15 protein-coding genes are annotated in these 14,198 nt (G+C 69.8%); 6 read left to right on the top strand and 9 right to left on the bottom strand.

The genetic code is table 11. The features are described 5' to 3' along the window. Nucleotides 1-202 precede the first annotated feature (202 nt). Nucleotides 203-1,543, top strand: coding sequence for an IS701 family transposase (locus ACO1BU_RS32845; RefSeq protein WP_424140148.1), 1,341 nt, complete (start codon nt 203-205; stop codon nt 1,541-1,543). 21 nt (nt 1,544-1,564) lie between these two features. Here ACO1BU_RS32845 and ACO1BU_RS32850 read toward each other — a convergent pair whose 3' ends face one another. From ACO1BU_RS32850 to ACO1BU_RS32860, 3 genes are all read right to left on the bottom strand, one after another. Beyond that, complete coding sequence (locus tag ACO1BU_RS32850; protein WP_424140149.1) at nt 1,565-1,927, bottom strand: hypothetical protein; 363 nt, start codon at nt 1,925-1,927, stop codon at nt 1,565-1,567. Between the two features lie 319 nt (nt 1,928-2,246). Then, nucleotides 2,247-3,074: an SMP-30/gluconolactonase/LRE family protein gene (locus tag ACO1BU_RS32855; protein ID WP_424140162.1), complete on the bottom strand. Its 828-nt coding sequence runs from the start codon at nt 3,072-3,074 to the stop codon at nt 2,247-2,249. Between the two features lie 8 nt (nt 3,075-3,082). Continuing rightward, complete coding sequence (locus ACO1BU_RS32860; protein WP_424140150.1) at nt 3,083-4,126, bottom strand: cupin domain-containing protein; 1,044 nt, start codon at nt 4,124-4,126, stop codon at nt 3,083-3,085. A 190-nt stretch (nt 4,127-4,316) separates the two neighbouring features. Here ACO1BU_RS32860 and ACO1BU_RS32865 point away from each other — a divergent pair, with 190 nt between their 5' ends. From ACO1BU_RS32865 to ACO1BU_RS32885, 5 genes are all read left to right on the top strand, one after another. Continuing rightward, nucleotides 4,317-5,510, top strand: a complete 1,194-nt coding sequence (locus tag ACO1BU_RS32865; protein ID WP_424140151.1) for a 2-methylaconitate cis-trans isomerase PrpF family protein — start codon at nt 4,317-4,319, stop codon at nt 5,508-5,510. A 64-nt stretch (nt 5,511-5,574) separates the two neighbouring features. Next, nucleotides 5,575-6,591 carry a cupin domain-containing protein gene (locus ACO1BU_RS32870; RefSeq protein WP_424140152.1) on the top strand — a complete coding sequence of 339 codons (1,017 nt, stop codon included), beginning with the start codon at nt 5,575-5,577 and terminating at the stop codon, nt 6,589-6,591. Then, nucleotides 6,588-7,475, top strand: coding sequence for a fumarylacetoacetate hydrolase family protein (locus ACO1BU_RS32875; protein WP_424140153.1), 888 nt, complete (start codon nt 6,588-6,590; stop codon nt 7,473-7,475). The genes ACO1BU_RS32870 and ACO1BU_RS32875 overlap by 4 nt, the downstream gene beginning before the upstream one ends. A gap of 14 nt (nt 7,476-7,489) precedes the next feature. Beyond that, a complete protein-coding gene (locus ACO1BU_RS32880) occupies nt 7,490-8,092 on the top strand; it encodes a Bug family tripartite tricarboxylate transporter substrate binding protein (RefSeq protein WP_424140154.1) in 603 nt (200 codons plus the stop codon). A gap of 26 nt (nt 8,093-8,118) precedes the next feature. Continuing rightward, nucleotides 8,119-9,768: an FAD-dependent oxidoreductase gene (locus tag ACO1BU_RS32885; protein ID WP_424140155.1), complete on the top strand. Its 1,650-nt coding sequence runs from the start codon at nt 8,119-8,121 to the stop codon at nt 9,766-9,768. Here ACO1BU_RS32885 and ACO1BU_RS32890 read toward each other — a convergent pair. The 6 genes from ACO1BU_RS32890 to ACO1BU_RS32915 form a co-directional block, all read right to left on the bottom strand. Continuing rightward, entirely contained in the window at nt 9,765-10,673 is a 909-nt protein-coding gene (locus tag ACO1BU_RS32890) for a LysR substrate-binding domain-containing protein (protein WP_424140156.1), read from the bottom strand. The two genes, ACO1BU_RS32885 and ACO1BU_RS32890, sit on opposite strands and share 4 nt — an antisense overlap. 491 nt (nt 10,674-11,164) lie before the next feature. Further along, nucleotides 11,165-11,455 (bottom strand): transposase, encoded by a 291-nt coding sequence (locus tag ACO1BU_RS32895; RefSeq protein WP_424140157.1) that lies wholly within the window; start codon nt 11,453-11,455, stop codon nt 11,165-11,167. Next, nucleotides 11,391-12,224 carry a 3-oxoadipate:acetyl-CoA acetyltransferase gene (locus ACO1BU_RS32900; protein WP_424140158.1) on the bottom strand — a complete coding sequence of 278 codons (834 nt, stop codon included), beginning with the start codon at nt 12,222-12,224 and terminating at the stop codon, nt 11,391-11,393. The genes ACO1BU_RS32895 and ACO1BU_RS32900 overlap by 65 nt, the downstream gene beginning before the upstream one ends. Nucleotides 12,225-12,237: 13 nt before the next feature. Beyond that, the gene (pcaG, locus tag ACO1BU_RS32905; RefSeq protein WP_424140159.1) at nt 12,238-12,858 is read right to left on the bottom strand and encodes a protocatechuate 3,4-dioxygenase subunit alpha; all 621 of its coding nucleotides are present in this window, start codon (nt 12,856-12,858) and stop codon (nt 12,238-12,240) included. After that, a complete protein-coding gene (gene pcaH / locus ACO1BU_RS32910; protein ID WP_424140160.1) occupies nt 12,851-13,573 on the bottom strand; it encodes a protocatechuate 3,4-dioxygenase subunit beta in 723 nt (240 codons plus the stop codon). Before pcaH ends, pcaG begins: the two co-directional genes overlap by 8 nt. Next, nucleotides 13,570-14,198: FAD-binding protein (locus ACO1BU_RS32915; RefSeq protein WP_424140161.1), on the bottom strand; the 629-nt coding region annotated here is incomplete at its 5' end. The genes pcaH and ACO1BU_RS32915, both read right to left, overlap by 4 nt.

The raw sequence follows: 14,198 nt of genomic DNA on the forward strand, positions 1-14,198 counted from the left end.
TTGGCCCGCTGGCTCCTTTCTGACCGCATGATGTGGCGGCCTCGTGCCGACCACGGACGGAAGCATGACACCGGCGACGTGGTACTCACTCGAGGGGCTTGACGCCCGAAGGCCCATTACGGAAGCACTACCTTGGCATTGCTGAGCTGGTCCTGAAGCACCTATCTAGCGGCTGATCTGATCGGCTTGGCGGGAGGTGGCGATGGCCGGATCCTGCGGCGCCGGGAGCGATCTGGATCGCTGGCTGGCGCCCTTTCTTGACGCGCTCGGGCACAAGAGGCGCCGGACCTGGGCGCCGCTGTACCTGCGCGGGCTGATGGGCACGGGCGAGCGCAAGAGCCTGCAGCCCATGGCGGCTCGGCTGGGCCTGTCCGGGCATGACCAGCTCCACCACTTCATTGCCAGCCCGGCCTGGGATGACGGCCCGCTGTGGCGGGTACTGGCCGAGCGTGCGGACCGGCTGCTGGGCGGGCCGGAGGCGGTGCTGGTGATCGACGACACGGCCCTGCCAAAGAAGGGCGAGTTGTCGGTCGGCGTGGCGCGGCAATACTGCGGCGCGCTGGGCAAGCGGGCGAATTGTCAGGTGCTGGTGTCGCTGACCCTGGCCCGGGGCGAGGTGCCCATCCCGGTGGGCCTGCGCTTGTTCCTGCCGGATGAGTGGACCGCCGATCCCGCGCGTTGCGCGGCAGCCGGCGTACCAGAGGCCGAGGTGGTGGCCCGAGCCAAGGGGGCGATCGCGCTCGCCGAACTGGACCGGCTGCGGGCGAGCGGGGTTCGCTTCGGCACCGTGCTGGCCGATGCCGGCTACGGTGCGAGCGCTGCCTTCCGCCATGGGCTGGACGAACGGCAACTGCTCTGGGCGGTGGGCATCCCACGCACCCAGATGGTCTACACGACCGCGGTCCGGCTGCGCTGGCCACGGGCGCGGACGGGCCGGCCGCGCAAGACGCCGCTGCCGAACCAGGAGCCGCGGGCGGTGGAGGCGGTGCTGGCCGTGGCGAAGTGGCGCCGGGTGACATGGCGGCAGGGGACCAAGGGCGCGCTCGCCGAGCGCTTCGCGGCCATTCGCGTCCGCGTGGCCGATGGGCCGACTACCCGGACAGGACGCCACCTGCCCGGTGATGAGGTCTGGCTGATTGGCGAGTGGCGCTCGAGCGGCGAGCGCAAATACTACCTCAGCAATCTGCCGCCAGACACGCCCAAGCGTGCACTCGCCGCGGCGGTCAAGGCGCGCTGGGTCTGCGAGCAGGCGCACCAGCAGCTGAAGCAAGAGCTGGGCCTCGGCCACTTCGAAGGCCGCTCCTGGACCGGCTTGCACCGACACGCGCTGATGACCTGCATCGCCTTCACCTACCTGCAGCACCTGCGCCTCAAAGCCGCGCGCGGGCGGGGGAAAAATGAGCCGGGTCCTCTCCGCCTGCGGACCGCCGCCGCAGCCCAGCTTACCCGCCATGCGTCGCGCCATCATGGCCCGCCTGTTTGCGCATCTCGTCGCACCAGTCCAATGTCCACACTGCGGGAACCGGTTCCAGCCACCACCTGATCCGGAAATGCCAAGGTAGTGCTAGGTTTCGTCAACGTGCCAGGAGCGGCGGGCGGAACCGCCCTTCCCGCGCCGGCGCTGCCGAAGGCCGCGGGTCAGTATCGGTGCGAGCTTCGCCTCCCAGTCGCGGACCGCCTCATGGCTGAACACGAAGCCGCGGAGGAGGAACATCTCTGCCAAGTCCCGCAAGGTGAGGCGATAGCGCAGCCGCCAGAGCACCACCAGCGCGATGACGTCGCTCGGGTACTGCGTCCGGTTCAGCACCCCGGCGCTACGCTCATTGAACTCTCGGCCGCAGGCGCGGCAACGAAAGCGCCGGTAGCCCTGGGCCGTACGGCCTCGCCGCTCGGTCGCCTGCGCTGAACCGCAGCCCACGCATCCCATGTCAGGCTCCCAGCCGCCCCTCACCCGGCCAGGAGCTTATCCACCAGGTCCTCGCCCCACCAATCCGGGCCCCTCTGGCGCGAGTCCAGACAGAACCCATGAGCAGGTCTACAGCGCCCCCGGGAGCATAGGGCAGGATTACTCGAACTGGACGTGTCGGATAGATAAGCGCTTCGTCACCCTGAGCCTTAGCCGGCGCGATGGTCCACTGGACGAGGATTATGACAACCAAGAGAAATCTCATCACATTCCCTCCCTATTTGGTTCTTTCGTTGTGGCTTGCAAAATGGTGATCGGATAGGCGCTGCTCTCTCCTCCATTAACGGAAGGGGTACAGTGGCGGTCCGGTGACGGCGACCTCCAATGCCAACACCTGCCCGCGCCCCGCCGCGGTGACGATCAGGGCCGTGCCCATGAAGCAAAGATTCGTTGTCATTGTGCCCTCCCCGAGCTCGATGCGACGCAGCGGTGCTCCGGAGGCATCGAACACCTCCACCCCGCTCGATCCAGGCGTGCAGGCCCAGAGGTTGCCGGCCGCATCGAGGGCCAGCCCGTCCGGCCTGGCCTTCGCGGTGGTGCAGAGCACGCCATCCGAGGAGGGGCGGCCTGCGCCGACCGAGAAGCGCTCGATCGCGCGGTCATGCGTGCAGGCGAGGTAGAGGTGTGCGCCGGTGGCGTCGAAAGCCAGGCCGTTCGGGAAGTGGCGGCCCTCGATCATCACCTCGCATCGGCCGGTCTCCGGGTCGCAGGCAATGACGCGGCCCTCGACCGGCTCGTGCAGCGCCCGGTCGGTGAGGGGGTCCGTGACCCAGAGGCGGCCATCGGGACCGAAGGCGAGGTCATTGGGCGCCTCGAACGGGAAGTCGAATGCATGGTCCACGCGGCCGTCGCGGGTCCGCTGCACGCCGGGCCGGGCGGCACCCGAGGCGCCGAAGATACCGCCGTTCTGCGCGACGTAGAGCGCATCCCCGGACCAGGCCAGCCCGTTCGGTCCGCCGCCCGTCGCGTGGCTATCCAGCAGGCGGCCGGAGGCATCGAGAATGTGGACCAGACCCGCGCTGATGGAGGCGATTGCCAGGCGCCCGTCCGGGTGCACCGCCGGTCCCTCGATGAAGCCGAGGCCCTCCGCTAGGATGCGGGGCTGCATGGCCACGCTCAGCCCTCCTCCGTGCGGTGCAGTCCCAGGGCCTGCAGCACGGGAATGTCGTTCACCTGGAAGAGGATGGCGGGCTCTGCGCCGTCATTCGCGTGGCTATGCAGGGCCCAGGGCGGCAGTGCGATGAAGTCCCCCGCACCCCATTCGAAGACCTGCCCTTCCACCCGCATCCGTCCCGCGCCGCGCACGGCGTAGTAGACGACGCTGCCGGTGTGCCGATGCGCCTGCGTGCGCGCTCCGGGGCGCAGCATCTGCAGCGCGGTGCCGAGCGTCGGCAGGGCGGGGCCGCCCGTCAGCGGGTTCTGGTACTCGAGGATGACGTCGTCGAAGGGGTCGGGATCCAGCCCCGCCGCCTGCTCCAGCGCCGCCAGCGCACGGTCCCAGCCATAGGCGAGGACCGGGCTGGCCCGCCCCGCATGGGTGGCGCCCGGCGGTCGCATGATGCCGCTGCCGAACTCGCGGAAGGAGCGGTCCTGCACGCGGGAGACAGGTTGGCGCGGCGCCTCCGACCCCTCGAAGGAGACTGCGTGCAGCGCCCGGACAAGGGAGATGTCCAGCACGTCCAGCCAGACCATGGGCCTGTCGCCCTTGTTCTCGTGATCGTGCCAGGTGCCGCTGGGGGTGAGGACGAGGTCGCCCTCGTTCATCTCGTAGAGCTCGCCATCCACCACCGTGTCCGAGCCGCGCCCCTTCATGATGAAGCGCAGGGCCGTGGCCGCGTGGCGGTGGGCGGTCGCGACCTCGCCGGGCAGGATGTACTGGATGGAGGCCCAGAAGGTCGGGGTAGTGCCGTAAGGCAGGCCGGGATTGGCTAGCCGCAGGGTGCGACGCTGCCCGCCGGCCTCCAGCTTCAGGCTGGCGCCGATCTTCTCAAGCAGGGCGGCCAGCTCCTCCGCGCGCCAGTGCCAGGGAACCATGCTGCTGCTGGGCGTGCGGGTGAAGAGCGGCGGGTCGCCCGGCTGGGCCACGGCGATGTTGTGCGCCGCGAGCTCTGACGCCAGCTCCGCGCGGGCCTTTGCATCCGTCATGACGGCCTCGGCCATGCGGGTCCTCCCTTATCGCCGCGCAGGATTGGCCCGGCTTTGCCGAGGAGGTGAGCCGCGCGGGCCGCCCCTGTCCAATACGAAATCGCCGCCCTCTTCATACGAACGAGACGTAGTGCTTTTCCCCAAGCACTGGGTGCAAGGTATTGCTGAAGCCGCCACGAAAAGGGCCGGCACGGAGGAGACGGGCATGCCGAGACAGGAGGCGCCGCGTGACTTGGCCGGCCGGGAGGCGGGGGGCCAAAGGGCCGTGCGGGCATCAGGGCGTGCGAGCTACCCGGCGGTGTTCATGCGCGGCGGCACCAGCCGGGCCCTGTTCTTCCACCGGCGGGATCTGCCGGCCGGCACCCCCGGCCGCGACACCATCGAGTGGGACCGCATCTTCTGCGCCGCGCTCGGCACGCCGGATCCAAACGGGCGCCAGCTGGACGGCATGGGCGGCGGCATCTCCTCCCTTTCCAAGGTCGCGGTGATCGGCCCGCCGAGCCGGGCGGATGCCGATCTGGACTACACCTTCGCGCAGGTGGCGATCGGCGAGTGCGTGGTCGGTTACCGCGGCAATTGCGGCAACATCTCCTCCGCCGTCGGGCCCTTCGCGGTGGAGGAAGGGCTTGTCCCCGCCCCCGCTGACGGCGAGGCGGTGGTCCGCATCCATAACACCAATACGGGCAAGATCATCGAGAGCCGCTTCGCGATGCGGGACGGCCTGCCTGAGGAGGCGGGCGGGATGGAGCTTCAGGGCGTCGGGGCGGGCGCGCCGATCCGCCTGGCCTTCCGTGATCCCGGCGGCGCAGCGACCGGGCGGCTGCTGCCCACCGGGAGCGTGGTGGACCAGCTGGATATCGAAGGCCTCGGCACGGTCGGGGTCTCGCTCGTGGATGCGGCCAATCCCGTCGTGTTCATTCATGCCGCCTCCATCGGACTGCGCGGGGACGAGACCCCGGGCGAGCTGGACGCCTGGTCCGGCCGGCCGCTTTTCGAGGCGATCCGTGTGCGGGCCGCCGTGGCCATGGGCCTGGCGAGCGAGGAGGAGGCGCGGCGGAGCCTGAAGAACCTGCCGCTCGTCTCCCTCGTCGCCGCCCCGCGCGGGAAGGTCGCGGCTGTTGCCACGCGGATGATCTCCTCCGGCCAGCCGCACAGGGCCACGCCGCTGACAGGTGCCATGTGCCTGGCCATCGCCGCGCGCCTGCCCGGCAGCGTGGTGCAGCGGGCCCTGCGCCCGGCTGCGGCGGAGGAGGGCGACTTCGTCGTCGAGCACGCCTCCGGAACCCTCGCGGTCGCCGCCGTGGTGGAGCAGGGGGCAACGGGACCGATGGCACGGGAGGCCGTGGTCTATCGCACCGCGCGCCGGCTGATGGAGGGGCGGGTTTACCTCCGCCCCTGAAACAGGCCCGCCGGGGCGGGCTGGAAGAACGACGCCTCAAGGAGGCGCGTGGAGGATGGATCCAATGCTCATCGAACAGGGTGGAACCGGCGCAGCGGCCGCGCCGCCGTCGCCGGAGCGGCTGGCGGCCGCCGCGAGCTTGCCGGAACTCTACGGGCTGCTGGAGCCGCTTTCCGTCGGGCCGGGCTGGGCCAAGCCGACACCGTCGATCTGGCCCTCGCCGAAGGAGACCTTCCGGCCAGCGCACTGGGACTACGCATGCGCCAAGGCGGCGCTCGACGCGGCCGGGCATCTGGTGGACACGAAGCTCGCGGAACGGCGCAACCTCATCCTCGCCAACCCCGTCGAGGGCAACACCTACGCCACCGCGCGCACGCTGGTGGCCGCCTACCAGATGATCCTGCCGGGCGAGCAGGCGCGCTCGCACCGCCACACGCCGAACGCGCTGCGCCTGATCGTGGACGCGGAGCCCGGCACCTACACGGTGGTGGACGGAGAGCGCCTGCCCATGCTGCCGGGCGATGTGCTGCTGACGCCGAACTGGCGCTGGCACGGCCACGGCAACGACGGCACCGCCCCTGCCTACTGGATCGACGTGCTGGACGCACCGCTGGTGCAGCTGCTGGAGCCCATGTTCCTGGAGCACCACCCGGAGGTGTACGAGCCGGTGCGCGCGACCGCCGAGACCTCGCCCATGTGGTTCCCCTGGGCCGAGACGCAGCTTCGTCTGGATGCCGCCGCGCCGACGCCGGAGGGCCCCTGGGGCACGGCCGTGGCCCTCGGCGATCCGGCCATGGAGACAATTGGGCTGGCCATGATGCGCCTCTCGCCCGGCATCGCCACCGCCCCCCACCGCACGACCGCCAACAATGTCTTCGCCGTGGTCCAGGGGGAGGGCGAGAGCAGCGTGGACGGGGAGACCATCCCCTGGCGCCGCGGCGACGTCTTCGTGGTGCCGGCCTGGAGGCCCCAGTCGCACAGGTCGGGCGATGGCGCCGTCCTGCTGCGCGTCACCGACGAGCCCGCCATGGCGCGGCTCGGCTTCCTTCGTGAGACGGCTGGTCAAGGAGCAATCGCATGAAACTTGCCGTTTTTGACGATAACCGGTTGGCGATCGTAGAGGGGGACAGCCTCTACGACGTGACGGACGCCGTCCCCAATCATGGGGCCGCGTGGCCGCCCGTGTTCATGCAGCACGTCATCTCCGACTGGGCCGCAACGGCACCCCGCCTCTCAGAGGCGCGCCAGGGCGCCCCGGCCATCCCGCGCGGCTCGGTGACGCTGCGCTCGCCCATCCCCTTCACCGGCAACATCGTGGCGGCGCCCGCCAACTACACCAAGCACGTGGGCGAGCTGGGGGACCGCGGCGTCACCGCGAAGGGGAACTCCGCCCGCGACGTGGGCTTCTTCCTGAAGGCCACCTCTTCCCTTTCCGGCGCGGATGAACCCATCGTGCTGCCGGTGAACTCCGGCCGGCGCTTCGACCACGAGACGGAACTGGGCGTCATCATCGGCCGCACCTGCCGCAACGTCAGGCGCGACCAAGCCCTTGATTACGTGTTCGGCTACGCATGCCTGATCGACCTGAGCATGCGCATCGAGCCCGGCCGGCCGGCGGAGGAGCGCTGCACGCGCAAGTCCTTCGACAGCTTCACCCCGCTCGGCCCCTGGATCGTCACCGCGGACGAGGTGCCCGACCCGCAATCCCTCTCCAACCGCCTCTGGGTGAACGGCGAGCTGCGGCAGGAGGCGAACACGAGCGAGATGACGGTCGGCGTCGCCGAGCTGATCGAGCTGATCTCCTCCGTGATGACGCTGCGCCCGGGCGACGTAATCGCCTCCGGCACGCCGCAGGGCGTGGGGCCGGTGGTGCCCGGGGACCAGGTGACGATCGAGATCGAGCGCGTGGGCCGCATGACGCTGAACGTGGTCGCCGCGGCCGAGGCCGCACCTCGCATCTTCTAGGGGAAGGAAACGACATGCGCAGAAGAGCGCTTCTCGCCGCACCGGTGCTGGCGCTCGCGGCGCGGACCGCGTGGGCACAGTCCTGGCCCGCGCGCCCGGTCCGGGTCATCATCCCCTTCCCACCGGGCGGGGGCATCGACATCCTGGTGCGCGCCGTCGGGGCGGAGCTGTCGTCGCGCTGGGGACAGCCTGTGGTGGTGGAGAACCGGGCCGGCGCCTCCGGCATCATCGGCGCCGAGGCCGCGGCGCGCTCCGCGCCCGATGGCTACACGTTGCTGGGCACGGTGAACCAGACCTTCACCACCAACCGCTTCCTCTTCCGCACGCTGCCCTACGACCCAGACAAGGGCTCGACGGGCGAGCAGGGCTATCCCTACATCCGTGCCTCCATCTGGTACGGCCTCTTCGCCCCGGCCGGCACGCCGGACGAGGTGGTGCAGCGGATCGGGAAGGACGTGCGCGAGGTCCTCAACACGCCGGCCTTCACCCAGGCGCAGGTGACCAACCGCGGCCTGGACCTAGTGGCGAGCGACGGCCCCGCTCTGGCGCGCGAGATCCGGGACGAGACCGCCTCCGTCGGCGAGATCATCCATGCGGCCCGGATCGAGCCGCAATGAGCAGTCCAGGACAGGAGGGAACGGTGATGAACGGGATGCAGCAGGTGCTCGTGGTGGGAGGCGGCCCGGTGGGGCTGGCCCTGGCGGGGGAGCTGGGCTGGCGTGGCATCCGATGCACGCTGATCGAGAAAGGGGACGGACGCGTCGTCCAGCCGAAGATGGACTTCGTCGGTGTCCGGACGATGGAGTTCTGCCGCCGCTGGGGCATTGTGCCCTGGGTTCACGAGGCCGGCTATAATCGTTCCTACCCGCAGGACTGCGCCTGGGTCTCCTCCCTCAACGGCTACGAGTTCGGGCGGGAGATCTTTGCGCCCCTGACGGACGAGCCGAGGCTGCCGCAGAGCACCTATTCCCGTGGCGAGCGCTGCCCGCAAAACTTCTTCGATCCCGTCCTCTCCCGCTTCGCGAGCAGCTTTCCCACGGTGACGATCCGGCGCGAGACGGAGCTGCTGGGCTTCGAGGATGATGGCACCCGCGTTACCGCCCGGCTCAAGGATATTTGCAGCGGGGCCGAGGAGACTGTCGAGGCCGCGTACCTCGTCGGCTGCGACGGCGGGGCCAGCACGGTCCGGGAAACGCTGGGCATCCCAATGCAGGGCTCGCCCGTCCTCACCTACACGACGAACTGCATCTTCCGCTGCGAGAACCTGGAGGCCCTGCACGACAAGAAGCCGGGCTACCGCTTCATCTTCATCGGCCCCGAGGGAACCTGGGCGACGATGGTGGCCATCAACGGCCGCGACCAGTGGCGCTTCTCCCTCGTCGGGGACGACACGCGGCGCCAGCCGGGCGAGGCGGAGATGCGGGCCGCCATCGTCAAGGCGGTGGGGCGGAAGTTCGACTTCGAGATCCTCTCCATCATGCCCTGGGTCCGCCGGCAGCTCGTGGCCGACCAGTACGGCAAGGGCCGCGTCTTCGTCGCGGGCGATGCGGCGCACCTCACCTCGCCCACCGGCGGGTTCGGGATGAACATGGGCATTCAGGATTCGGTCGATCTCGGCTGGAAGCTGGAGGCGGTGCTGAAGGGCTGGGGCGGGCCGGAACTCCTGCGCTCCTATGAGGTGGAACGGCGGCCGGTGGCCATCCGCAACGTCAACGAGGCGACCGGGAACCTCAAGCGCATGCTTGCGCCGCGGGACGCGAAGCCCTCCCCCGCCGTCTTCGAACCGGGGCCGGAAGGCGACCGCGCCCGCAAGGAGTTCGGCGACCGCTACACGGAGATGATGAAGCGGGAGTGGTACACGCCCGGCATCCACCTCGGCTTCGTCTACGAGGGATCGCCGGTCATCGTGCCGGACGGCACGCCGCCGCCGCCGGATGAGGTCAGCACCTATACCCAGACCTCCCGGCCCGGCTCCCGCGCCCCGCATGTCTGGCTGTCGGAAGGGCAGTCCACGCTGGACCTCTTCGGGCGCGACTTCGTGCTGCTGATCTTCGGCGAGGGTGAGGCGCCGGCTCTGGTCGGGGCTGCAGCGGACACAGGCTTGCCGCTGACGGTCCATCGCATTGATCATAAGGATGCCGCGGAATTGTACGCCCGCCGCTTCGTGCTGGTGCGGCCCGACGGGCACGTGGCCTGGCGGTCCGATCGGGCGCCGGATGCCGCGGAGGCGGCGCGGATCGTCTCCGTGGTGCGGGGCTGCGGGCCGGCCGCCCATCAGCAGGCCGCCGCCTAGTCAGGGTCCGGGCCGGCCCTGTCGAGGCATGCCTCCTCGCGGAGCGCCTCGACGAGGACGGGCAGGAGCGGTGATGCGTTACCGCGACGCCAGGCGATGCTGGTGACCATCCGGGCTGCCACCCCGCGGAGCGGACGGAACGCGACGTGGGATGGCTGCAGGGCGGCGACGGAGGCCGGCACGATGGCTGTGCCGATGCCGGCGGCGACCAGCCCGATCAGGGTGTGCATGTCCTTGACCTCCTGTACGATCTGCGGGGCGCGGCCCGTGCGCAAGAAGACATCGGCGATGCGCGTGGCATAATCGGAACCGGGGCGCTGGGTGACGACGATGAACGGCTGCCCGAGCAGAGCCTCGGGCTTGAGGGCCGTTTCACGCGACAGCGGGTTGTCCGCCGGGAGCGCCACGACGAACGGCTCCTCCTGGATGGCGTGCATCTCAAGCTCGGGCTCCGTCGCCGTGCCGCGGAGCACGCCGAGATCGATGTCCTCCGCCTTGAGTGCCTGGACCTGCTGGGCGACGGTCATCTCCTCCACCCGCACCGTGATGCCTGGATGGGTGCGGGCAAGGCGGCGCAGCGCGTGGGGGATGAGGCCGTAGATGGTGGCGTATACCGCACCGATGCGGATGACGCCCTGGCGTCCGTCCCGGATGGCATGCACCTCCTCCGTCGCGCGCGATGCCTGTTGCAGGATGTGCCGCGCATGCCGGACCATGGCCTCGCCCGCCGGCGTCAGCGACACGCTACGTTTATCGCGTAGGAACAGCGATGTACCCAGCTCGCCTTCCAGGGCACGGATTTGTGCGCTGAGTGGCGGCTGTGCGATTCCGACACGGAACGCCGCACGGGTGAAGCTTAGCTCCTCTGCCACGGCTAACAGGTAGCGGAGCTGCCGAAAGTCCATTGTGGCGGGATCCTTCGCTGTTGTCAGCGCTCCTTACCGCGCGGACGTGGCACGAGAGCTGGTCGTCAAAAGAGTAGAGAGGGGCATTGAAGCTCCTATAGCAGTCAAGGGACCGCTGGAGCTGCCTGGGACGGGCGCTTCGCATCCCGGGTTCTCCAACTGAGTCCGTCAAGCGGATCGATGATCGGCACCGCCGGGCTCATGGTTCTCTTCCTGGTCGGCCTGGGCCGCCACACCTTGGCCTTGGATGGATCTGGGTGGACCAATGCGGTGTTCGCCATTGCCCATAGGAGCGGGCTGGCATGCCAGGGATCGGCCTCAACCCTCGCCCTCGTCCCGGCGGGGACGAACTCGTTCGGCCGATAGCGGCCGGGATGACGGGGTCAGGCGTTGGTGGCGGGAGCTGTCCCTACCTAGCGGAACTTGCTCGCATCGCGCCACAGGCGGTGGGGGATGACGGCGAGCTTGCGGGCCCCTCCGGCCTTGGCCTTCTAGGATCCTGAATGCCTGACGACATCGAGGCCCCAGGTCTGCAAGGTCGAGGGGAGGCGGACGCGGGTGAGGATCACGTTGGCTGCCTCGTAGAGGTGGGTGCGGGTACCCTTGTCCCCGCACTTCGAGACGCGCCCGCTCCGGTCCACCTCGCCCGAGGCGTAACGCCGTGGGGTCAGGCCGAGACTGGCTCCGACGCTGGATGACTTCCTGAACTGCGAGGGATCATTGATCGCGGCCCAGACCGAGCATCGACCGCGCCTCGGTGGGCGTCGCGGGCCGGCGGCCATGGCGGGCGGCGGCCTCCACCGCCAAGCGCACCAGTTCGGCGTTGGAGGCAGCCAGGCGTTCGCGCGAGATGCGGATGTTGTCCTCCAGCCCCGTGCGCACGCCCTGCGCCCCGCGGGCCAGCGCCCACTCCATCACGCGCGCCTGGTTGGCGCCGATGCCGGCCGCGGTCCAGGTGGCCTCGGGCAGCACGCGGCGGAGCTCGCCCAGCATGAGGTCCAGCAGGTGCTCCTCGGCGGGCATGGCGTTCTTCACGCCCATGACGAACTGCACGTGCGGGCGGGGGTTCATCAGCCCGGCTTCCAGCAGGCGCTTGGCGCCGTGGAGGTGGGAGAGGTCGAAGATCTCGATCTCAGGTAGCACGCCGTTGTCGCGCATGCCGGTGGCGAGGTCCTCCACCAGGGCGGCGGGGTTCTCGTAGACGATGGTGGGGAAGTTCACCGATCCCGTGGAGAGGGAGGCCATGTCCGGGCGCAGCGGGAGGGAGGAGCCGCGGGCGGAGGGGTCCCGGCCCCGGCCGCCGGTGGAGAACTGGACGATCATCCCCGGGCAGTGCCTGCGCACGCCCTCCTGCACGCGGGCGAAAAGGGCGGGGTCGGAGGAGGAGGATTCGTCGGGGTTGCGGACGTGGATGTGGATAAGGGTGGCGCCGGCCTCAAAGGCTTCGTGGGTGGATTCCACCTGCTCCTCCGGCGTGACCGGCACGGCCGGGTTGTCCTTCTTGCGCGGGACCGACCCGGTGATGGCGACCGCAACGACGACAGGGTCCATGGCGGCGCTCATCCTAGATAGCCATCCAGACGGTCTCGCCTTCGCCCTGGAGGCGGAGGTCGAGTTTCCAGGTACCGTTGCCCGCCGGCTTCGCGATCATCGTGCCGCGCCTCGCCTCGGGCACCGCCTTCAGCACGGGGTCGGTCGCGTTCAGCGCCTCACCCTCGAAGTAGAGCCGGGTCGAGACGTGCTGGAGCAGCCCGCGCGCGAAGACAGCCAGGGCCACATGCGGCGCCTGCATCGCATTGCCGCCTGCATGGGGGCCGACCGGCACGGGGCCGGGCTTGAGGGTGACGAAGCGGAACCGCCCCTCCTTGTCGGTCCGGGCCCGGCCATAGCCCTGGAAGGCGGTGGGGTCGCCCTTTTGGTCGGGGTAACGGCCCGGGGGATCGGCGTGCCAGATCTCGACCATGGCGTCCGTCACGGGCGCGCCCGTGCCGTCCCGCAGCGTGCCGGTCAGGGTGATCCGCTCCCCGCCCTCCGGCAGGTTGTCCGCGAAGTGGCGCGTGGTGTCGGCCCATTCCGGGAAGTCGATCAGGTGCCAGTAGGGGCCGGCGGTCTGGTGGGCGGTGGAGACCGTGGCCTCGGAGGGGGCCAACTCCGGCGTGGCGCGCGTGGCGGCGGCCTCAGTCATGGTGCCCGTCCTCCATCGGGGTCGCCTCGCGGCCGCGCAGGACCACGTCGAAGCGGTAGCCCAGCGCGTATTCGGGCTGGGTGATGTCCAGGTCGAACTTCGCGATGAGGCGGTTGCGCGCGGCCTCGTCGGCGACGGTGTTGAAGATCGGGTCCAGCGGCAGCAGCGGATCGCCTGGGAAGTACATCTGGGTGATCAGGCGCTGGGCGAAGCCCTGGCCGAACAGGCTGTAGTGGATGTGGTTCGGGCGCCAAGCATTCTGGTGGTTGCGCCAGGGATAGGCGCCGGGGCGGATGGTCAGGTACCGGTACCAGCCGTCCTCATCCGTGAAGACCCGGCCAAAGCCCCGGAAGTCGGGGTAGAGCGGGGCGTCATGCGTGTCGCCCTCGTGGTTGTAGCGACCGGCGGCATTGGCCTGCCAAACCTCGACCATGGCGTGGCGGATGGGGCGGCCGTCCTCATCGGTCAGCCGGCCAGCCACGATGATCCGCTCGCCCATGGTGTGGCCCTTGCCATCCTGCAGCAGGATCAGGTCCGTGATCTCGGGAAAGCGCGCCGGGGTGAAAATCGGGCTGCTCGTCTCCGTCAGCGTGTGCGGCAACTCCAGCAGGGGCTGGCTGGGGTAGCGCGCATGGGTGCTGCCATAGGCCGGGGAGTTCAGCGGCGGCTGGTGGGCCGGGTTCGGACGACGGTAACCGTGGACGACCTCACTCACTTGTTGAGCTCCGCCTCGATCTCCGGGATCACCTTGAAGATGTCGCCGACCAGGCCGTAGTCGGCCACCTGGAAGATCGGCGCCTCCTCGTCCTTGTTCACGGCGACGATGACCTTGCTGTCCTTCATGCCGGCCAGATGCTGGATCGCGCCCGAGATGCCGAAGGCCATGTAGAGCTCAGGCGCGACGATCTTGCCGGTCTGGCCGACCTGCAGGTCGTTCGGCGCGTAGCCAGCATCCACCGCGGCACGGGAGGCGCCGACGGCGGCGCCGAGCTTGTCCGCGATGCCGTCCAGGATCTTGAAGTTCTCCGCCGAGCCGATGGCACGGCCGCCGGAGACGACCACGCGGGCGGCGGTCAGCTCGGGGCGCTCGCTCTTCACGATCTCGGCGCCGACGAAGGAGGAGACGCCCGGGTCGGCGGCGGGCTGCGCCGGCTCGACATCGGCGGAGCCGCCCTCGGGAGCCGCCGGATCGAAGGAGGCGGCGCGGACGGTAATCACCTTCTTCGCGTCCGAGGACTGCACCGTCGCCAGCGCGTTGCCCGCATAGATCGGGCGCACGAAGGTGTCGGCATCCACGATGCCCGAGATGTCGCTGATCGGCTGCACGTCGAGCAGCGCGG

The sequence above is a fragment of the Roseomonas chloroacetimidivorans genome (assembly GCF_049629625.1).
In the GTDB taxonomy this organism is placed as follows: Bacteria; Pseudomonadota; Alphaproteobacteria; order Acetobacterales; family Acetobacteraceae; genus Roseomonas; species Roseomonas chloroacetimidivorans.